Consider the following 17,536-nt stretch of genomic DNA (forward strand, 5'->3'; position numbering starts at 1 on the left):
AAATGGAACGGGATGCAGAGGGAATACCTCACCCCCTGCCCTCATCTTCTTTGTTGCCGCGCCTGCGCCGCCATCCGCACGGCGGCATTGGGTGCCCCGTACTGGTCGTATGCGCCGCGCCGCTCGACCAGCTCGAAGAAGAACCGGTCCTGGAAGGCATGGGTATAAGCGTGCACGAAGCTGCCGCCCTGCGCGTCCCGGTCATACAGCAGATGCCGTTGCTGCAGCTTGGCCAGCTCGGCATCGCCGAGGTCGAATCGGGCCGCCAGGTCGTCGTAGTAGTTCTCAGGTATGTCCAGCATCGGCGCGTCCGGCGCCGCCGCAGCAGCCACGTCCGGCGCGGCGAAGGCGATGTGGTGCACGCCCGCCCCGGCATAGGCGGAGACGAAGCGCCCGGTGGTGGTCTGCCGGCTTTCCGAGACGTTGAGCGGCAGCCGGACGCTGCGGTCGGCCGAAGACAGGGTGCGGCTGCGGACGATGCCGAAAGGGTCGGGCAATTCCCAGACCGGATCGGCCTGCAGGCCGAAGACGGCGCGCCAGAACAGCACGAAGCCGTCGAGATGGCCGGGCGCGAGCGCCTGCACCACATGGTCGATGCCGCTGAGCCGCGGCAGGGCCGTTGCCTGCGGAGGGGCCAAGTTGAAGTCGTGCGACCAGATGTCGCTGCCGGTCCGCACCAGATAGATCAGCGTGCCATCGGGGGCGCGGATGGCCGGAATACGCTCCTCGCCCTTCCCGATGCGTTCCTGCCAGGCGGGGCTGAGCAGCGACTGGGCGCGGGCCAGGGCGCGGGTGGGATCATCCACCCGCAGCGCCATGGCGCAGGCCGTTGGACCGAACATCTCGAAGCGCTCGGACGCCGCGCTGTCAGGTTCGCTGTTGAGAACGAGGTTAACCCCGCCCTGCCGTTGCAGCTCGACGGATTTGGACCGGTGCAGCCCGGCGCACTGAAAGCCGAGCGTGCCAAGCAGGCCGGCGAGCTGTTCGCGCGAAGGGTCATCCACCGCGAATTCGAGGAACTCGAAGCCGGCGAGTTGTGCCGCCGGGGGCAATGGCGCGGCAGCGACGGTGGCCGGCGGCGCCGCATCGCGGACCTCGTCATCCAGCAGGATCAGGCTACGCAACGCGTCGCGGGCGATGCGGCGGACCGGGGCGGCGCGGAATTCGTCGTTGAAGATCTCGAGCGAGATCGGGCCGCGATACCCAGCCCGGAGCACGTCGCGCAGGAAGGACCCGACCGGCAGATCGCCCTGGCCGGGGAAGAGACGGAAATGGCGGCTCCAGGAGAGCACGTCCATTGACAGCTTCGGCGCATCGGCAAGCTGCAGGAAGAACAGCTTCTCGGGTGGGACCGCGTCGAGCCCGGCGAGGTCGTCGCCGCGAGAGAGGGTATGAAAGCTGTCGAGGATCAGTCCGAGCGCCGGATGGCTGGCCTGATGGACGATGTCCCAGGCCTGGCGCCATAGGCTGGTCTGCCGGCCCCAGGCCAACGCCTCGAAGCCAACGCGCAAGCCGCGCGCGGCGGCGCGCTCGGCCATCTCGCACAGGTCGGCGGCGGCGCGTTCCGGCTCCGGCAGGGTGGCGGGCTGCGTGTTGCTGCAGACCAGGATCAGGTCGGTCCCCAGCGCCTGCATGGTGTCGAACTTGCGCTCGGCCCGGTCAAGGTTGCGGCGGCGCTGGGGCGCCGGCATCGCCTCGAAGTCGCGGAAGGGCTGGTAGATGGTGACGGCGAGGCCAAGGTCGGCGCACATCCGGCCGACCTCCGACGGAGAGCCGTCATAGGTCAGCAGGTCGTTCTCGAAGATCTCGACCCCTTGAAAACCGGCCAGCGCCGCGGCCTCAAGCTTGTCCGGCAGGGTGCCGCTGAGGCAGACGGTGGCGATCGACTTAGGCAGCGGCATCGATGGGTTCCCTGTCGGCGAGGGTGTCGCGTCAGACCTCGAGGAAGACCGTCTCGCCCTCGCCCTGCAGACGGATATCGAGGTTCCAGGTGCCAGCGCCGGCGGGCTTGGCGATCAGCGTCGCCCGTTCGGCGGGATCCTCGATCGAGGCGAGCAGCGGGTCGGTCTCGTTCAGGGCCTCGCCCTGGAAGTAGACGCGGGTGCGCAGCGCGGTCATCAGCCCGCGGGAGAGCAGCACCACGGAAAGATGCGGCGCCTGGGTCTGGTTGCCGTTGCCCGGTACGGCCTCCGGCTTCAGCGTGACGAAACGGAAGCGCCCCTCGGCATCGGTCGCGCTGCGGCCATAGCCGGGGAATCGCTCATCGGCCGGCGGGCTGGCCTGCCAGATCTCGACCGCCGCATCGACGACGGCGTCGCCGGCGCCATCGGTGATGCGGCCGGTCACCTCGATGCGCTCACCCTCGGCGCCGAAGCGCGTCAGGTCGGCCCATTCCCTGTGCTCGATCAGGTGCCAGTAGGGGCCGATGGTCTGGCTGGCGGTGGCGGCGGGCATCAGTGCGCCTCCTCGAAGGGGTCGCGCCGCGGCCGCGCAGCACGATGTCGAAGCGGTAGCCGAGCGCCCATTCCGGCTCGGTGATGTCGAGGTCGAACTTGCTGACCAGGCGCGCGCGCGCGCCGGCATCGGCGATGCCGTGGTAGATCGGGTCGAGCGCCAGCAGCGGGTCGCCGGGGAAGTACATCTGGGTGATCAGCCGCTGCGCGAAGCCGCTGCCGAACAGCGAGAAATGGATGTGCACAGGCCGCCAGGCATTGTGGTGGTTGCGCCATGGATAGGCGCCCGGCTTGATGGTGACGAAGCGGTAGTGGCCTTGCGCATCGGTGAAGATGCGGCCCTCCCCGGGGAAGTTCGGGTCGGCCGGGGCGTCGTGGGTGTCGCGCGGATGGGCGTAGCGGCCGGCGGCATTGGCCTGCCAGACCTCGACCATGGTGTTGGGGATGGGGCGGCCGTCCTCGTCCATCACCCGGCCGGCGACGATGATGCGCTCGCCAAGCGGCTCGCCCTTCGCCTGCTTCGTCATGTCGGCGATCTCGGGAAAGAGCGCCGGGGTGAAATGCGGGCCGGTGGTCTCGGAGACGGTATGCGCCAGCGGGCGCAGCGCGCGCTTCGGGTGGCGGAGATGCGTGCTGCCATAGGCGGCATGGTCCAGCGGCGGCTGGGTGCCGGCCGCGAAGGGCCGGAAGGGCACGGTGTCCGACATGCCTTAGTCTCCTCCTGGGTGCGGCGCCGCCCCGGGCGCCGCTGGATGCAGTCTAGTGCCGATCAGGGGTGGCGGCGATGTGCCTAATCCAGGGTGATCCCGCGGGACTTGATGACCTCGCCCCATTTCGCGCTCTCGGCCACGACCTGCTGCGGCCAGGCCTCGGGCGTGCCGATATCGGGAAAGATCGAGCCGTTGCGCAGCTTCTCGACGATCTCCGGCTGCCGCAGCGCCGTGGCCTTGGCGGCGGCCAGCTTCTGGATGATTGCCGGCGGGGTGCCGGCAGGCGCAAGCAGCGCGAAATCGGAGGAGCATTCATAGCCGGGATAGCCGCTCTCGGCGATGGTCGGGACCTCCGGCGCCAGCGGGTTGCGCTGCGGCGAGGAGACGCCGACCGCGGTGACCTGCTTCGAAGCGATCAGCGGCAGGGCGGTGACCGCATCGACGAAGGCCATCTCCACCTCCCCCGCGATCAGCGCCTGCACCGCCGGGGCGCCTCCCTTGTAGGTGACGTTCTGCACCTCGATCCCGGCCGAGCGCAGGAAGAGCTCGGTCGCCAGATGGGCGGAGGAACCGGCGCCGGAGGAGGCATAGGAGAGCTTGCCGGCCTGCGCCTTTGCCTTGGCGACAAAGCCCTTGATGTCTGTCACGCCGAGCTTGTTGCTGACACAGAGAAAGATCGGCGTGGTGGCGACGCGCCCGATGCCGGCGAAGGATTTCTCATCGTCGTAGCCGCGCTGCGGGAACAGGTGCCGCGCCATGGCATAGGTCGAGTTCACCCCGAGCAGGAGCGTATAGCCGTCCGGCCGGGCGCGGGCGACCGAGGCATGTCCGATGGTGCCGCTGGCGCCAGGGCGGTTGTCCACCACCACATTGCCGCCGAGTGCCGCCGAAAGACCCTGGGCCAGGACGCGGGCGACGAAATCGGTCGAGCCGCCAGGGGCCCAGGCGACGACGAGGGTGACGGGACGGCTACCGGGATAATCGCTCTGCGCGAAGGCGGGGCGCGCGGCCAGTCCGAAGGCGGCGGCAAGGCCGAATCGGCGGCGGTTGAAATGCATCATGGCGCTGTCCTCTCCTCGTCTCTTTGCGGACGGCCGGCCCGTAGGTCGGCGTTGACGTGTACGTACCAGATAGTACATAAGTCCCGCAAGAGGAAAATCGGAGCCGAACGCCCATGACCGCCCAACCCCCCTCCCCGGCCCGCCGTCCGCTGCTGCTCGGCCTGATCGGCACCGGCATCCAGCTCTCCCGCACCCCGGCGATGCAGATGCGCGAGGCGGCAGCGCAGGGCGTCGGTTGCGTCTACCGGCTGATCGACCTGACCGAGCTCGGCCTCGGCGCGGAGGCCTTGCCGGAGCTGCTGACGGCGGCGGAGCGGATGGGCTTCGACGGGCTGAACATTACGCATCCTTGCAAGCAGGCGGTGGTGCCGCTGCTGACGGAGCTGTCTCCGGAAGCCGCGGCGCTCGGCGCGGTGAACACGGTGGTGCTGCGGGCCGGCCGCCGGATAGGCCACAACACCGATTGCTCGGGCTTCGCCGACGGCTTCCGGCGGCAATGCCGGATGCGGCACTGGGCCGCGCGGTGCAACTCGGCGCCGGCGGTGCCGGCACCGCGGTAGCGGAAGCGGCGCTGCGGCTCGGTGTCGGGGTGCTGACGCTGTTCGACATGGACCTTGCGCGAGCCGAAGCCGTGGCGGAGGCGCTCTGCGCCCGGCACGGCGCCGGGCGGGCCCTGGCCGGGACCGACCTGGCAGCGGCGATGGCGGCGGCCGACGGGCTGATCCACGCGACGCCGACCGGCACCGCGGCGCATCCCGGCCTGCCGCTGGACCCCGCGCTGCTGCAGGCGCGTCACTGGGTCAGCGAGATCGTCTATTTCCCGCTCGAGACCGAGCTCCTCCGCATTGCGCGCGCCAAGGATGCCGCACCGCGCATGGCGGCGGCATGGCGGTGTTCCAGGCGGTGCACGCGTTCGGGCACTTCTCCGGCCTTACGCCGGATGCCGACCGCATGCTGGCGCATTTCGCCGAGATGTAGGGCGTCAGGGCCTCAGCCAGGCCAGCACCGCCTCCACGATCATGACTCGGTGCGCCGCGACATGCTCCGGCGCGGTCAGGTCACGGCGAAAGATGACTTGCAGCGTGTGCCGGTTGGAGACGCGGTAGAAGCAGAAACTGTTAATCAGCAGATGCAGGTCCACGGCATCGACCCGCGCGCGAAAGACGCCGGCATGCTCGCCGCGGTCCAGCAGGCCACGCAGGGTACGAATCACCGCGTCGTTGCGTTGCGTGACCGAGGGCGCCTGCTGCAGGTGCCGGGCGTTGTGGATGTTCTCCACCGCCACCATGCGGACGAATCCCGGATGCACGGCGTGGTAGTCGAAGGTCACCTCTACCAGCCGGCGCATCGCCGCGACCGGGTCCAGGCTTTCCAGCTCCAGCGCCTGCTCGGCATCGCGGATGCCGCCGTACATCTCCTCCAGCACCGCGGCGTAGAGGCCTTCCTTGCTGCCGAAGTAGTAGTAGATCATTCGCTTTGTGGTGGCGGTGCGGGCCGCGATCTCGTCCACCCTTGCGCCGGACAGGCCCTTGTCGGCAAATCCCGCCAAAGCCGCATCGAGAATGTCGCGCCGTGTCTGTTCGGGGTCGCGCAGCCGCGGGCGCGGCGGGACGGCGGTATCGGGCATTAGTCATGAACCTTCCGGTTGAGTCCATAAACTAGCACGGAAGCGGCACCGCACCGCCATCGTCTTGCGGCCCGACGCGTTTTCCAGGAACACGGGGGCAGGAGCGGGGAGCGACGCCATGGCGGACACGGTCACGGTGCGGCAGGCCACCATGGCGCTGCTGCGGGATTGCGGCATGACCACCGTCTTCGGCAATCCCGGCTCGACCGAGCTCGGCTTCCTCGACCGCTGGCCGAACGATTTCCGCTACGTGCTCGGGCTGCAGGAAGCCAGCGTGGTGGCAATGGCCGACGGCTACGCCCGGGCGAGCGGCCGCGCCGCCTTCTGCAACCTGCATTCGGCGGCCGGCCTCGGCCATGCGCTGGGCAATGTCTTCACCGCGCATCGCAACCAGGCGCCGCTGGTGATCACCGCAGGCCAGCAGTCGCGCAGCCTGCTGCCGCACAACCCTTTCCTCGGCGCAACCGACGCGGCCAGCTTCGCCAAGCCCTATGTCAAATGGTCCCGCGAGGCCGGCCCGGGGCGAGGATGTGCCGGCCGCGATCGCACACGCCTTTCACGTCGCCCTGCAGCGGCCCTTCGGCCCCACTTTCGTGTCCATCCCAAGCGACGACTGGTCCGCTCCGACCCGCCTCCTCCCCCCACGCCGAACCAGCCAGGACATGGCGCCAGACCCGGCGATGCTGGCGGAATGCGCCGCGGCACTGGAGGCGGCGCGTAACCCCGTGCTGGTGATCGGGCCTGAGGTGGACGCGGAAGGCGCGGGCCACGCCGCGGTGGCACTGGCCGAGCGGCTGCGCGTGCCGGTCTGGGCCAGCCCCTTCTGCAGCCGCCTGGCCTTTCCGGAGGACCACCCGCTGTTCGCAGGCTTCCTCACCGCGGCGCCGCCTGCCATCGCCACCGCGCTGGCAGCGCATGACCTAGTGCTCGTACTCGGCGCGCCGGTCTTCACCTTCCATGTTGCCGGCGACTGCGCGCTTTTCACCTCGGGCACGTCGCTCTTCCAACTAAGCGCGGATGGCGAGGCGATCGCCGCGGCCGGCACCGGCACCGGCATCCAAGGCAGCCTTCGGCTCGGCCTGCCGGGGCTGGCGGCTCTGCTGCCGCAATCCGACCGCAGCCCAGCCCCGCCCCGCAGCCGCCCGGGCCCGCCCGCGGCGAGCCAGCCCGATCAGCGCCGAATACCTGTTCCACCAGTTGTCCCGCCTGCTGCCGCGGGAGGCCGTGGTGGTGGAGGAAGCGCCATCCCACCGCCCCGCCTTGCAGGCACACCTGCCGATCCGCGACTGGGGCGGCTTCTACACTATGGCGAGCGGCGGCCTGGGCTATTCGCTGCCGGCTGCGGTCGGCATCGCGCTTGCGCATCCCGGCCGGCGCATCGCCGCGATCATCGGCGACGGGTCGATGATGTATTCCATCCAGGCGTTGTGGACCGCGGCACAGCGCGTGCTGCCGCTGACCGTCATCGTCGTCAACAACAGCGGCTACGGCGCGATGCGCAGCTTCAGCCGCGTGATGGGGGCAGAAGGCGTGCCGGGCATCGACCTGCCCGGGCTGGATTTCGTCACCCTGGCGCAGGGCATGGGCTGCCCCGGTTTGCGGGTGGACGACCCCGGGTTGCTGACCGATGCCCTAAGCGCAGCCCTGCGCAATGAAGGTCCGATGCTGGTCGAGGTCGCGGTCGATGCCGCCATCCCGACGCTCTACCACAAGTCATGACGGGGAGATGCGCATGCAGCTGATCACCCACCTGCGGCGTCGCGCCCTGCTCGGCGCCGCCGCGACGCTGCCCGCCGCGCGCGGCGAGGCGCAGGCGCGCTGGCCGGCGCAGCCGATCCGCTTCGTCGTCCCCTTCCCGCCCGGTGGCCTGGTCGATCTCTTGGCGCGGCCGCTGGCGGCGCGGCTGCCGCAGCTGCTCGGCCAGCCGATCATCGTCGAGAACCGGCCAGGCGCCGGCGGCAATATCGGCGCCGAGCTGGTCGCCAAGGCAGCGCCCGATGGCTAGCACCTGGATGGTGGGATCGATCGGCACGCTGGCGGTCAACCAGTTCCTCTACGCCCGCATGCCCTACGAGACGCGCAGCGCCTTCGCCCCGGCCAGCCTGCTGGTGAACACGCCGAAGGTGATTGCGGTCGGTGCCGGCAAGCCATGGACAAGCTTGGCCGAGCTGATCGCCGCGGCCAGAGCGGCGCCCGGCACACTCAGCGCCGGCTCGGCCGGCAATGGCAGCAGCCTGCATATTGCGCTCGAGCTGTTCAAGCGGCAGGCGGGAGTGGAGATCGTCCACGTGCCCTATCGCGGCGCGGCGCCGGCACTGACCGACCTGGCGGCGGGACGCATCGACCTGATCATCGACAACCTACCCAACATCCTGCCGCAGTTGCGGGACGGCGCGGCACGGCCGCTTGCGGTGGCCACGCCCGACCGGCTGCCGCAGCTGCCCGCGGTGCCGACCACCGCGGAGGCCGGACTGCCCGGCTTCCTCTTCGGCACCTGGTTCGGCCTGGCCGCGCCTGCGGGCACGCCGGCGCCGATCCTGGCGCGCATGGCAGAGGCGGTGGGCACCGCGCTGAAAGATCCCGAGATCGGTGGACGCTTCGCCGAGCAGGGCGCCATCCTGGGTGGCGGCAAGCCGGAGCAGTTCGCCGCCTTCATCGCGCAGGAAACGGCGCGCCTGGAGCCGGTGATCCGGGAGGCTGGCATCCGCGCGGAATAAGATGCGCTGGCCTGCATCGAATGGAGCAAGCCCTGGGAGACGGTATTCTCCCGTTCGGCCCATGCGTCCAGCCTGTCCTCGGCTTCCGTGAATCTGGCACTCGCTGCGTGTCGGCACCCGCCGCCCGGAAGGGAAGGGTGGGACTTGATGAGGCAATACGTTTCCCTACCCAGCCTTGCTTCCCTTCGACGGCAAAGCCGCCCGGAATAGCGGCCTAGAAGGCCAGTTGAACCTTCATCGCGCGGCTGCGGTCGCCGGCCAGCTCGAAAGCCGCGACTGCCTCGGCAGCCGGCAAGGTCGCGGTCAGCAGCGGCATCGGGTCGATCGCGCCGCGGCCGAGCAACTCGACCGCCAGCGGGAATTCCTCCTGGAAGCGGAAGGTGCCGCGCAGCGCGATCTCCTTCGCCACCAGCGCCGAGAGCGGCAGCGTCACGTCGCCGCCAAGGCCGAGCTGGACGATGGTGGCGCCGGGCCGCGCCACCTCGATCGCGGTCTTCAGCGCGGCGGCGCTGCCGCTGGCTTCGAAGACCACGTCGAAGTGGCCCTTGTCCAGGGCATAGCCGCGCAGCGCATCGGGGTCCTCGGACACCGCCAGGGTGCGGTCGGCGCCCATCCGCCGCGCGGTCAGCAGCGGGGCGGAGAGGAGGTCGGTCGCCACGATCTCCCGAGCTCTCGGCATGGCGGGCGACGGCGACCGCCAGCGTGCCGATCGGTCCCGCGCCGGTGACCAGCACCCGCGCGCCCATCAGTGGCCCGGCCTGCTTCGCCGCATGCAGGCAGACCGCGAGCGGCTCGGCGAAGGCGGCTAACGTGGTGTCCATGCCCTCCGGCAGCACCACGGCGCGCGCCGCCTCGCAGACCAGCGTCTCGGTGAAGCCGCCCTGCACATGCGGCAGCCGCATCGCGCTGCCATAGAAGCGCATGTCGAGGCAGTGGTTGGGCTGGCCGGCCAGGCAGAAGCGGCAGGCGCCGCAGGGCAGGCTGGGGTTCACCGCGACACCGGCACCGAGGGCGAGGTGCGACACCCTCCCCCAGCGCGTCGATCGTGCCGGCGACCTCATGGCCCAGCACCATCGGTTCCCGCAGCCGTACCGCGCCGAAGCCGCCATGCTGGTAGTAGTGCAGGTCGGAGCCGCAGATGCCGCCATTGCGGATGCGGATACGGACCTGGCCGGGGCCGGGCTCAACCGGCGCATGGTCCTCGATGCGGAGGTCCTTGGGCGCGTGGATGACGACGGCACGGCCACCGGCCGGCCGATTCAGCTCTCCGCGCCCATCGGCGCTCCGACCATCGGACGGCATCACTTGACCTCCGTGAGCAGGGGCTTTCCAGCGAAGTGCGCCTCGACATTGTCGCGCATTAGCTGGCCCATGGCCTTGCGGGTCTCGACCGTCCCGCTCGCCGCATGCGGCGCCAGCAGCACATTCGGGAACTCGATAAAGGCTGGGTCGATCGCCGGCTCGTTCCAGAAGACGTCGAGCCCCGCCATGCCGATCCGGCCGCTGCGGATGGCGTCCAGCAGCGCCGCCTCGTCGCAGCAGGACCCGCGGGAGACATTGACGAAGATGCTGCCGGGGCGGAGTGCCTCGAAGGCGGCGCGGTCGATCAGCCCCTGGGTGGTCGGGCCGCCCATGGCGCAGCAGACCAGGATGTCGACATTGGGCGCCAGGGCTGCCGGGGTCGGGTACCAGGGATAGGACACCTCGTCCTTCGGCGTGCGGCCGCTGTAGCTGATCTGCATCCCGAACCCCCGGCCCGGCGCGCCACCGCGCGGCCGATGCGGCCGAGCCCGACGATGCCGATGCGCTTGCCCCAGACCCGCGTGGTCAGCGGCATGGAGCCTTCGCGGGTCCAGCGGCCCTCGCGCACCCAGGCGTCGGCCTGCGGGACCTGCCGCGCCACGCCGAGCAGCAGGGCGAAGGCCTTGTCGGCCACGTCCTCGGTCAGCACGTCCAGGGTATTGGTCACGGGAATGCCGTGCGCGGCGCACCAGCCCTTGTCGATGGCGTCGATCCCGACGCCGTAGCAGGCGACCAGGCCGAGCTTCGGCAGACGCTCCATCAGCGCGGCGGAAGCACCGATCTCGCCCTTGGTGACGATGGCGCGGATATTCGGCGCATGCTCGGCGAGGAAGGCGACCTCGTCCGGCGCCTCGTAGAGCAGGCGCAGGGTGTAGCGCTCGGCCAGCGGCGCCAGGTCCCAATCGGGAAGGACGCCCATGACCAGAAGCTCCGGCTTGTCCAACTGCGCCTCCCCTGCTTGTCTCGCGGGCGTTTAGGGGATGGGACGATGTCGCTCAAGCTGTTCGACCTGACCGGGCGGCGCGCCCTGGTCACCGGCTCCAGCCAGGGGATCGGGCTGGCGCTCGCGCGCGGGGTGGGCCTGGCCGGGGCCAGCGTGGTGCTGAACGGCCGCGATGTGGCGAAGCTGGAGAAGGCCGCCGCCGGCCTCCGGGCCGATGGCGTGGCGGTGGTGGACATCGCCGCCTTCGACGTCACCGACAGCGCCGCGGTGAATGCCGGCGTCGCGCGGATCGAGGCCGAGTTCGGCCCGATCGAGATCCTCTTCAACAATGCCGGGGTGAACCTGCGCGGCGCGCTGGACGCCATGCCGGACGCCACTTGGCACGAGGTGATCGCCACCAACCTGCACAGCGCCTTCTACTGCGCCCGGGCGGTGGCCCGCGGGATGATCGGCCGCGGCCACGGCAAGATCATCAATACTTGCAGCGTAATGAGCATGCTCGGTCGTCCGACCACGGGGCCCTACACGGCCTCGAAGGGTGCGATCGGGATGCTGACCAAGGCGATGTGCGCCGATTGGGCGCAGCACGGGCTCCAATGCAACGGCATCGCGCCGGGCTATTTCAGCACCGAGCTCACCGCTCCGCTGCGCGCCAATGCCGAGTTCAATGACTGGCTCTGCAAGCGGACGCCTGCCGGCCGCTGGGGCGAGCTGCCGGAGCTGGTGGGCGCGGCGGTCTTCCTGGCTTCCGACGCCGCCTCCTACGTGAACGGCCATTTGCTCTATGTTGACGGCGGACTGACAAGCGTGGTTTGAGCAGCCCAACCCGACCCGGAGGAAACCCCATGCTTCTGCGCAAGCGCCTGTTCGCCGGCGCCGCCCTGGCGGCACCCGCCCTGTTCACCAGCGCCGCCCAGGCCCAGCAGAACGGGCCGATCACCACCGCCGACATCATCAAGCGCGGCAAGGCGCGGATCGGCGTGGTCACCGGCGCCCCGCCCTTCGGCATGGTCGACCCGCAGGGCAATGCCATCGGCTACGACATCGACGTGTCGAACCTGCTGGCCAAGTATCTGGGCGTGCCGGCCGAGATCAGCTCACTGACCCCGCCTTCCCGCATCCCCGCGCTGGAATCCGGCAAGGTCGACTTCCTCTGCGCGACGCTCGGCGCGACGCCCGAGCGCGCTCGGACGGTCATGTTCACCATGCCCTACAGCGCCTTCCGCATGATGATCATGGCCAAGAAGGACAGCCAGATCGCCAAGCTGGAAGACTTGGTCGGCAAGAAGGTCGGCGTGCCCCGCGGCACGCCGCAGGAACAGGCCCTGGTCCGCAAGGCACCGAAGGGCACCCAGATCGTCCGCTTCGAGGACGACGCGACCAGCGCCCAGGCGCTGATCGTCGGCCAGATCGACGCTTGCGGCATCCCCGACACCATCGGCGGCGAGGTTGCCAAAACTCGCCCCGAAGCGGGCCTCGAGAACAAGTTCCTGCTGTTCAACCAGCCGAACTGCATGACGGTCCGCAAGGACCAGTTCGAGCTGCGCCAGTGGCTGCAGAACACGATCTACTTCATGAAGGGCAATGGCGAGCTCGACGAGCTCTCGACCAAGTGGACCGGCAGCCCGTTGCCGGCCGATCTCGCCGTCTTCTAGATGGGCTTCCAGTTCCAATCTGGCGCGGTCTTCGCCCGAAGCGACCTGTTGCTGGAAGGGCTGCTGCAGACGCTGCAACTCGCCGGCACGGCCATCGTCTTCGGCGGGCTGCTCGGCACGCTGCTCGCCGGCCTCCGCAGCCTGGCGCCGCGCGCGGCGGGCATGCTGATCGACATCTACGTCGAGCTGATCCGCAACACGCCCTTCCTGGTGCAGCTGCTGATCATCTATTTCGGCCTGCCCTCGATCGGCATGAAGCTGAGCGCCGAGCAGGCGGCGCTGATCGGCCTCGTCGTCTATCTCGGCGCCTACGTGACCGAAATCGTCCGCGCCGGGATCGAGAGCGTGCATAAAAGCCAGATCGAGGCCGGGCTCTCGCTCGCGCTGACCCGCTGGCAGGTGTTCCGCTACATCGTGCTGGCGCCGGCCATCGCCCGGGTCTGGCCGGCGCTGGCCAGCCAGTTCGTGCTGGTGACGCTGGCGACCTCGGTCTGCTCCTTCATCTCGGTACAGGAACTGTCGGCCCAGGCTTCGAACATTGAATCCGACACCTTTCGCAGCTTCGAGACCTACATCACGGTGGCCGTGATCTACCTGGTCGTCGCACTCGCCCTGCGCGGACTGCTGGCGGGCCTCGGCGCGGTGGTCTTCCCGGCGGGCTCCGGCCTCGGCCGGCTGCGCGGGCAGTCCGGCGCATGATCCGCGAATTCACCCAGTCCGAATTCCTCTTCATCCTGGGCTCGGCGCGCTGGACGCTGCTGCTGACCGTCCTGTCCTTGGTGCTGGGCGGCGCCTTCGGCTTCTTCGTGGCGATGGCCCGCACCTCGCGCCTGGCGCCGCTGCGGCTTCTGGCTGCCGGCTGGATAGGCCTGGTGCAGGGCATCCCGGTGCTGATCCTGCTGTTCCTTGCCTATTACGGCCTGTCGATGCTGGGCTTCGACCTGCCGCCGATCGTCGCCGCGTCGATCTCCATGGCCTTCTATGCCAGTGCCTATCTCGGCGAGATCTGGCGCGGCTGCATCCAAGCGGTTCCGTGGCAGCAATGGGAGGCCTCGGCTGCGCTCGCCTTCTCCCGGCCGCAGCAATACCGCTATATCATCCTGCCGCAGGCGATGCGCATTGCCATCGCGCCGACGGTCGGCTTCATCGTCCAGCTGGTGAAGAACACCTCCATCGTCTCCATCATCGGGGTCATCGAGCTGGCCCGCGCCGGCAACCTCGTCAACAACGCTACCTTCCAGCCCTTCAAGGTCTTCGGCACGGTGGCGGCGATCTACTTCGCAATCTGCTGGCCGATTTCGCTGCTGGCCCGGCGCCTGGAAGGGAAGCTCAATGCCAGTCGTGCAGGTTGAAGGCGTCCATAAGCGCTTCGGCGATGTCGAGGTCCTGAAGGGCATCGACCTGAGCGTCGAGACGGGTGAGGTGGTGGCGATCATCGGCCGCAGCGGCTCCGGCAAGTCGACCCTGCTCCGCTGCATCAACGGACTCGAGCAGATCCAGTCCGGCCGCATCCAGGTGGCCGGCCACGGGCTCGACGCCAGCGCGCATGGGCTGCGCGACCTCCGCAAGGACGTCGGCATCGTCTTCCAGAGCTACAACCTGTTCCCGCACCTGCGTGTCGGCGAGAACATCATGCTGGCGCCGCGGGTCGTCCTTGGCGTCTCGAAGGCGGAGGCGCGGGCGCGGGCCGAGGAGACGCTGGCCGAGGTCGGCCTGGCCGAACGCTTCGACGCCTGGCCGGACAACCTCTCGGGCGGCCAGCAGCAGCGCGTCGCCATTGCCCGCTCGCTGGCGATGCGGCCGAAGGTGATGTTGTTCGACGAGGTGACCAGCGCGCTCGACCCCGAGTTGACCGGGGAGGTGCTGGCGACCATGGAGCGCCTCGCCGCGCATGGCATGACCATGCTGCTGGTGACGCACGAGATGGCCTTCGCCGAGCGGGTGGCGACGACCACCGTTTTCATGCACCAGGGCAAGGTTTGGGAAATGGGGCCTTCAGCCCGGCTGTTCGGCGCGCCTGAGACGGCGGAGCTCAAGCAGTTCCTTGGCGGCGGGTTGAAGTAACCTGCCCTCCCCGCTTGACGGCGACGCTGGCCCGGGGAAAGTTGCGCCCCGGATAGATAGCCAGCGAACCAAAGGGAGGGCCGCGACGCCCATGAGCATCAATGGCAAGGCCTATATCGTCGGGGCCTATGAGCACCCGACACGCAAGGCAGACAACACCTCCGTCGCGCAGTTGCACGCCGAGGTCGCCTACGGCGCGCTGCAGGATGCCGGGCTGAGCAAGGACGACATCGACGGCTATTTCTGCACCGGTGCCGCCCCCGGCCTCGGCCCGCTGAACATGGCCGACTATCTCGGCCTGACCAAGCTGAAGCACCTCGACAGCACCGATGTCGGCGGCAGTTCCTATGTCCTGCATGTCGGCCATGCGGCGGAGGCGATCGCGCTCGGCAAGTGCAGCATCGCGCTGGTGACGCTCGCCGGCCGGCCGCGGGCCGAGGCGATGGCGACCGGCACCGCGCCGCGCACCTGGGGCGCCAATGTCCCGGACGACCCCTTCGAGATGGTCTATGGCCGCACCGTCGCCAACGTCTATGCGATGTGCGCGATGCGCCACATGCATGAATTCGGCACGACCTCCGAACAGCTCGCCTGGATCAAGGTGGCCGCCAGCCACCATGCCCAGTGGAACGAGCATGCGATGCTGCGCAAGGTGGTCACCGTCGAGGATGTGGTGAACTCGCCGATGGTGTCGGACCCGCTGCACCGCCTCGATTGCTGCGTGATCTCGGACGGCGGCGGCGCGCTGATCGTCACCACGCCGGAGATCGCGCGCAGCCTGAAGCGCCCGCTGGTCAAGGTGAAGGGTGCCGGCGAGGCGACCAAGAACCAGAATGCCGGCTATACCGACGTCACCTTCTCCGGCGCCCGCTGGTCCGGCGCCCGCGCCTTCGAGGAAGCCGGCGTGACGCCGAAGGACATCCAGTACGCCTCGATCTACGACAGCTTCACCATCACCGTGCTGATGCAGCTGGAGGACCTCGGCTTCTGCGAGAAGGGCCAGGGCGGCAAGTTCGTCGCGGACGGCAATCTGATCTCGGGCGTCGGCAAGCTGCCCTTCAACACCGATGGCGGCGGGCTCTGCAACAACCATCCCGCCAATCGCGGCGGCATGACCAAGGTCATCGAGGCAGTGCGGCAGCTGCGCGGCGAGGCGCATCCGAAGGTGCAGGTTCCGGGCTGCACGCTCGCCCTCGCGCATGGCACCGGCGGGCTGCTCGGCACCCGGCATGGCAGCGCAACCGTCGTCCTGGAAAGGGTCTAAGTCCGATGGCAACGCCAGCTTCGAACCGGGCGCTCCCGGCGATCAATGTCGACCCGACCAACAAGCCGTATTTCGACGCGGCACGCGAAGGCCGGCTGCTGATCGGCCTTTGCAAGGATACCGGCAAGTTCTTCTGGTATCCGCGCGGCTGCTCGCCCTTCACCCTCTCGAACAATGTCGAGCTGGTGGAGGCCAAGGGCACGGGCACGATCTACACCTATACGGTCATGCGGACGAAGGAGCCGTACTCGGTCGCCTATGTCGAGCTGGATGAAGGCGTGCGCATCTTCACCAACATCGTCGATTGCGACCTGGACAGCCTGAAGATCGGCCAGAAGGTGAAGGTTGTCTTCAAGCCAACCCAGGGTGATTCTCCACCAGCGACGATGTTCACGCCGGTCTGACAACCAACGGTGGACGGTGCCGCCGAAATCGGTGCCGCACCGTCCACTTCCCTGGCCTTCCGCATGGCATTCCGTCCAGGATCGGCACGGCCGAAGCGGAGGGATCGGGATGCAGCGCCGGGCATTGCTGGGGCAGGGTGCGCTGGGCGCGGTTGCTGTCAGCGCAGCACAGGCCGCCGGGCCATCCGCCGCGTCCCTCAACACGCTGCTTCAGCCCTTATTGGCGGCGCATGGCCTTCCAGCACTCGCCGCCGCCGTTGTGCAGGATGGCCTCACCCTCGCCGCCGGCGCGGTCGGCACTCGGCGCTGGGGCGCGCAGGCGCCCGTCAGCCTCGACGACGCCTTCCATATCGGCTCGGACACCAAGGCGATGACCTCGCTGGTGGTGGGAATGCTGGTCGAGGCCGGCAATCTGCGCTGGGACACCACCGTCGCCGAGGCCTTTCCCGACCTCGCCGCCGGCATGGATGCCGGGCTGAGCGGCGTAACGCTGACCCAGTTGCTCTCGCATACCGGCGGCCTGCCCTCGGACAACGAGGTCTTCGACCGGCTGCTCGGCCAGTCCTACCTGCAGCCGGGCAATCTCGACGCCCTGCGGTACTGGCTGGTGCGGCAATGGAGCACCCAGCCCCTCGCCTCCGCGCCCGGCAGCCGCTTCGCCTATTCCAACATGGGCTACACCATGCTGGGCGCCGCCGCCGAGCGCGCCGCGGGCAGCACCTGGGAGGAGCTGGTCGCGGCGCGGATCTTCGACCCGCTCGGCCTGACCACCGCCGGCTTCGGCCCGGCGGCACGGCTCGGCCGGGTGGACGCGTCGCTCGGCCACGCGATCAGGCCCGATGGCGCGCCGGAGCCGATGCTGCCCGGCCCCAACGGCGACAACCCGCTGATCATAGGCCCAGCCGGCACGGTGCATCTCTCGGTGCTCGACTTCGCCGCCTGGGCCGGCTGGCATGCCGGCCAGGGCAAGCGCGCCCCGGCCCTGGTGACGCCGGGGACGCTGCGGCGGCTGCATACCCAGGTCATCGCCATGCCGCCACGGCCGGATGCCGCGCCGGGCACGCCGGGCCGCGGCGGCTACGCGCTCGGCTGGGGCGTGCTGGAGCCATCCCTGGTCATCCGAACCCTTCCTGCAGCATGCCGGCTCGAACACGCTCAACCTGGCGCTGGTGCTGGTGCAGCCGAGCCGCGACTTCGCCATGGTTATAATGACCAACATCGGCGGTAGGCGGGCCGAAGCCGCGTTGAACGCGCTGGCCGAGGCGATCTATCGGCAATACGGTCCCGCCCGCACCTGAGCTCCCCGCCATTGCGTGCGCGCCCCGGACCGCCTTAC

General features: G+C 69.3%; 20 protein-coding genes and 4 pseudogenes. 15 read left to right on the forward strand and 9 right to left on the reverse strand.

Translation table 11 applies throughout. The annotated features are described in order from the left end of the window. Nucleotides 1-41 precede the first annotated feature (41 nt). From ACQ86J_RS04125 to ACQ86J_RS04140, 4 genes are all read right to left on the reverse strand, one after another. Entirely contained in the window at nucleotides 42-1,901 is a 1,860-nt protein-coding gene (locus ACQ86J_RS04125; protein WP_431270127.1) for a bifunctional sugar phosphate isomerase/epimerase/4-hydroxyphenylpyruvate dioxygenase family protein, read from the reverse strand. 31 nt (nucleotides 1,902-1,932) lie between these two features. Next, nucleotides 1,933-2,454 (reverse strand): protocatechuate 3,4-dioxygenase subunit alpha, encoded by a 522-nt coding sequence (pcaG, locus tag ACQ86J_RS04130; RefSeq protein WP_431270128.1) that lies wholly within the window; start codon nucleotides 2,452-2,454, stop codon nucleotides 1,933-1,935. Then, complete coding sequence (gene pcaH / locus ACQ86J_RS04135) at nucleotides 2,357-3,160, reverse strand: protocatechuate 3,4-dioxygenase subunit beta (RefSeq protein WP_431270129.1); 804 nt, start codon at nucleotides 3,158-3,160, stop codon at nucleotides 2,357-2,359. The genes pcaG and pcaH overlap by 98 nt, the downstream gene beginning before the upstream one ends. A gap of 83 nt (nucleotides 3,161-3,243) precedes the next feature. Further along, the gene (locus ACQ86J_RS04140; RefSeq protein ID WP_431270130.1) at nucleotides 3,244-4,224 is read right to left on the reverse strand and encodes a Bug family tripartite tricarboxylate transporter substrate binding protein; all 981 of its coding nucleotides are present in this window, start codon (nucleotides 4,222-4,224) and stop codon (nucleotides 3,244-3,246) included. 113 nt (nucleotides 4,225-4,337) lie between these two features. Here ACQ86J_RS04140 and ACQ86J_RS04145 point away from each other — a divergent pair, with 113 nt between their 5' ends. After that, entirely contained in the window at nucleotides 4,338-4,784 is a 447-nt protein-coding gene (locus tag ACQ86J_RS04145) for a hypothetical protein (RefSeq protein ID WP_431270131.1), read from the forward strand. A 422-nt stretch (nucleotides 4,785-5,206) separates the two neighbouring features. On the opposite strand, the gene ACQ86J_RS04150 is transcribed toward ACQ86J_RS04145, so the two are convergent. Next, a complete protein-coding gene (locus ACQ86J_RS04150; RefSeq protein ID WP_431270132.1) occupies nucleotides 5,207-5,851 on the reverse strand; it encodes a TetR/AcrR family transcriptional regulator in 645 nt (214 codons plus the stop codon). 118 nt (nucleotides 5,852-5,969) lie between these two features. Here ACQ86J_RS04150 and ACQ86J_RS04155 point away from each other — a divergent pair, with 118 nt between their 5' ends. The 5 genes and pseudogenes from ACQ86J_RS04155 to ACQ86J_RS04175 all read left to right on the forward strand — a co-directional run bounded on the left by ACQ86J_RS04155 (nucleotide 5,970) and on the right by ACQ86J_RS04175 (nucleotide 8,568). After that, complete coding sequence (locus ACQ86J_RS04155; RefSeq protein WP_431270133.1) at nucleotides 5,970-6,572, forward strand: thiamine pyrophosphate-binding protein; 603 nt, start codon at nucleotides 5,970-5,972, stop codon at nucleotides 6,570-6,572. Further along, nucleotides 6,532-6,864 (forward strand): annotated as a pseudogene (locus ACQ86J_RS04160) (benzoylformate decarboxylase); the annotation flags it as partial. The gene ACQ86J_RS04155 and the pseudogene ACQ86J_RS04160, both read left to right, overlap by 41 nt. Nucleotides 6,865-7,048: 184 nt before the next feature. Beyond that, nucleotides 7,049-7,570: a thiamine pyrophosphate-dependent enzyme gene (locus ACQ86J_RS04165; protein WP_431270134.1), complete on the forward strand. Its 522-nt coding sequence runs from the start codon at nucleotides 7,049-7,051 to the stop codon at nucleotides 7,568-7,570. 13 nt (nucleotides 7,571-7,583) lie between these two features. Continuing rightward, nucleotides 7,584-7,856 (forward strand): Bug family tripartite tricarboxylate transporter substrate binding protein, encoded by a 273-nt coding sequence (locus tag ACQ86J_RS04170; RefSeq protein ID WP_431270135.1) that lies wholly within the window; start codon nucleotides 7,584-7,586, stop codon nucleotides 7,854-7,856. Beyond that, on the forward strand, nucleotides 7,849-8,568 hold the full coding sequence (locus ACQ86J_RS04175; RefSeq protein WP_431270136.1) for a Bug family tripartite tricarboxylate transporter substrate binding protein: 720 nt from the start codon (nucleotides 7,849-7,851) through the stop codon (nucleotides 8,566-8,568). The genes ACQ86J_RS04170 and ACQ86J_RS04175 overlap by 8 nt, the downstream gene beginning before the upstream one ends. Before the next feature lie 214 nt (nucleotides 8,569-8,782). Here ACQ86J_RS04175 and ACQ86J_RS04180 read toward each other — a convergent pair whose 3' ends face one another. Next, entirely contained in the window at nucleotides 8,783-9,226 is a 444-nt protein-coding gene (locus tag ACQ86J_RS04180; RefSeq protein WP_431270137.1) for a zinc-binding dehydrogenase, read from the reverse strand. Nucleotides 9,227-9,270: 44 nt separating this feature from the next. Here ACQ86J_RS04180 and ACQ86J_RS04185 point away from each other — a divergent pair, with 44 nt between their 5' ends. Beyond that, nucleotides 9,271-9,483, forward strand: a complete 213-nt coding sequence (locus tag ACQ86J_RS04185) for a hypothetical protein (RefSeq protein WP_431272798.1) — start codon at nucleotides 9,271-9,273, stop codon at nucleotides 9,481-9,483. On the opposite strand, the pseudogene ACQ86J_RS04190 reads toward ACQ86J_RS04185, so the two are convergent. The 3 pseudogenes from ACQ86J_RS04190 to ACQ86J_RS04200 form a co-directional block, all read right to left on the reverse strand. Continuing rightward, nucleotides 9,456-9,716, reverse strand: a pseudogene (locus ACQ86J_RS04190) (alcohol dehydrogenase catalytic domain-containing protein); the annotation flags it as partial. The gene ACQ86J_RS04185 and the pseudogene ACQ86J_RS04190 overlap by 28 nt on opposite strands. After that, a pseudogene (locus ACQ86J_RS04195) lies at nucleotides 9,649-9,870 on the reverse strand (hypothetical protein); the annotation flags it as partial. The pseudogenes ACQ86J_RS04190 and ACQ86J_RS04195, both read right to left, overlap by 68 nt. Next, a pseudogene (locus ACQ86J_RS04200) lies at nucleotides 9,870-10,789 on the reverse strand (2-hydroxyacid dehydrogenase). The pseudogenes ACQ86J_RS04200 and ACQ86J_RS04195, both read right to left, overlap by 1 nt. Nucleotides 10,790-10,858: 69 nt before the next feature. Here ACQ86J_RS04200 and ACQ86J_RS04205 point away from each other — a divergent pair. The 8 genes from ACQ86J_RS04205 to ACQ86J_RS04240 all read left to right on the forward strand — a co-directional run bounded on the left by ACQ86J_RS04205 (nucleotide 10,859) and on the right by ACQ86J_RS04240 (nucleotide 17,428). After that, nucleotides 10,859-11,629, forward strand: coding sequence for an SDR family oxidoreductase (locus tag ACQ86J_RS04205; RefSeq protein WP_431270138.1), 771 nt, complete (start codon nucleotides 10,859-10,861; stop codon nucleotides 11,627-11,629). A 29-nt stretch (nucleotides 11,630-11,658) separates the two neighbouring features. Further along, complete coding sequence (locus ACQ86J_RS04210) at nucleotides 11,659-12,468, forward strand: transporter substrate-binding domain-containing protein (protein WP_431270139.1); 810 nt, start codon at nucleotides 11,659-11,661, stop codon at nucleotides 12,466-12,468. Continuing rightward, nucleotides 12,469-13,167 (forward strand): amino acid ABC transporter permease, encoded by a 699-nt coding sequence (locus ACQ86J_RS04215; RefSeq protein ID WP_431270140.1) that lies wholly within the window; start codon nucleotides 12,469-12,471, stop codon nucleotides 13,165-13,167. Further along, complete coding sequence (locus tag ACQ86J_RS04220) at nucleotides 13,164-13,820, forward strand: amino acid ABC transporter permease (protein WP_431270141.1); 657 nt, start codon at nucleotides 13,164-13,166, stop codon at nucleotides 13,818-13,820. Before ACQ86J_RS04215 ends, ACQ86J_RS04220 begins: the two co-directional genes overlap by 4 nt. Further along, nucleotides 13,801-14,532, forward strand: coding sequence for an amino acid ABC transporter ATP-binding protein (locus ACQ86J_RS04225; protein ID WP_431270142.1), 732 nt, complete (start codon nucleotides 13,801-13,803; stop codon nucleotides 14,530-14,532). The genes ACQ86J_RS04220 and ACQ86J_RS04225 overlap by 20 nt, the downstream gene beginning before the upstream one ends. A 91-nt stretch (nucleotides 14,533-14,623) precedes the next feature. Then, a complete protein-coding gene (locus tag ACQ86J_RS04230; protein ID WP_431270143.1) occupies nucleotides 14,624-15,796 on the forward strand; it encodes a thiolase domain-containing protein in 1,173 nt (390 codons plus the stop codon). A gap of 5 nt (nucleotides 15,797-15,801) precedes the next feature. Then, the gene (locus ACQ86J_RS04235) at nucleotides 15,802-16,200 is read left to right on the forward strand and encodes a Zn-ribbon domain-containing OB-fold protein (protein ID WP_431270144.1); all 399 of its coding nucleotides are present in this window, start codon (nucleotides 15,802-15,804) and stop codon (nucleotides 16,198-16,200) included. A gap of 109 nt (nucleotides 16,201-16,309) precedes the next feature. Next, complete coding sequence (locus ACQ86J_RS04240; protein WP_431270145.1) at nucleotides 16,310-17,428, forward strand: serine hydrolase domain-containing protein; 1,119 nt, start codon at nucleotides 16,310-16,312, stop codon at nucleotides 17,426-17,428. The last annotated feature ends 108 nt before the right edge of the window (nucleotides 17,429-17,536 follow it).

Source organism: Dankookia sp. P2, from assembly GCF_050632255.1.
GTDB lineage: Bacteria > Pseudomonadota > Alphaproteobacteria > Acetobacterales > Acetobacteraceae > Paracraurococcus.

Excerpts from the sequence above, each read along its gene's own strand:
- ACQ86J_RS04235 (WP_431270144.1), top strand. The coding sequence starts at position 15,802 with ATGGCAACGCCAGCTTCGAACCGGGCGCTCCCGGCGATCAATGTCGAC.
- ACQ86J_RS04240 (WP_431270145.1), top strand. The coding sequence starts at position 16,310 with ATGCAGCGCCGGGCATTGCTGGGGCAGGGTGCGCTGGGCGCGGTTGCT.
- pcaH (WP_431270129.1), bottom strand. The coding sequence starts at position 3,160 with ATGTCGGACACCGTGCCCTTCCGGCCCTTCGCGGCCGGCACCCAGCCG.
- ACQ86J_RS04125 (WP_431270127.1), bottom strand. The coding sequence starts at position 1,901 with ATGCCGCTGCCTAAGTCGATCGCCACCGTCTGCCTCAGCGGCACCCTG.
- ACQ86J_RS04205 (WP_431270138.1), top strand. The coding sequence starts at position 10,859 with ATGTCGCTCAAGCTGTTCGACCTGACCGGGCGGCGCGCCCTGGTCACC.
- ACQ86J_RS04225 (WP_431270142.1), top strand. The coding sequence starts at position 13,801 with ATGCCAGTCGTGCAGGTTGAAGGCGTCCATAAGCGCTTCGGCGATGTC.
- ACQ86J_RS04155 (WP_431270133.1), top strand. The coding sequence starts at position 5,970 with ATGGCGGACACGGTCACGGTGCGGCAGGCCACCATGGCGCTGCTGCGG.
- ACQ86J_RS04215 (WP_431270140.1), top strand. The coding sequence starts at position 12,469 with ATGGGCTTCCAGTTCCAATCTGGCGCGGTCTTCGCCCGAAGCGACCTG.
- ACQ86J_RS04145 (WP_431270131.1), top strand. The coding sequence starts at position 4,338 with ATGACCGCCCAACCCCCCTCCCCGGCCCGCCGTCCGCTGCTGCTCGGC.
- ACQ86J_RS04140 (WP_431270130.1), bottom strand. The coding sequence starts at position 4,224 with ATGATGCATTTCAACCGCCGCCGATTCGGCCTTGCCGCCGCCTTCGGA.
- ACQ86J_RS04230 (WP_431270143.1), top strand. The coding sequence starts at position 14,624 with ATGAGCATCAATGGCAAGGCCTATATCGTCGGGGCCTATGAGCACCCG.
- ACQ86J_RS04210 (WP_431270139.1), top strand. The coding sequence starts at position 11,659 with ATGCTTCTGCGCAAGCGCCTGTTCGCCGGCGCCGCCCTGGCGGCACCC.
- ACQ86J_RS04170 (WP_431270135.1), top strand. The coding sequence starts at position 7,584 with ATGCAGCTGATCACCCACCTGCGGCGTCGCGCCCTGCTCGGCGCCGCC.
- ACQ86J_RS04220 (WP_431270141.1), top strand. The coding sequence starts at position 13,164 with ATGATCCGCGAATTCACCCAGTCCGAATTCCTCTTCATCCTGGGCTCG.
- ACQ86J_RS04175 (WP_431270136.1), top strand. The coding sequence starts at position 7,849 with ATGGCTAGCACCTGGATGGTGGGATCGATCGGCACGCTGGCGGTCAAC.
- ACQ86J_RS04150 (WP_431270132.1), bottom strand. The coding sequence starts at position 5,851 with ATGCCCGATACCGCCGTCCCGCCGCGCCCGCGGCTGCGCGACCCCGAA.
- pcaG (WP_431270128.1), bottom strand. The coding sequence starts at position 2,454 with ATGCCCGCCGCCACCGCCAGCCAGACCATCGGCCCCTACTGGCACCTG.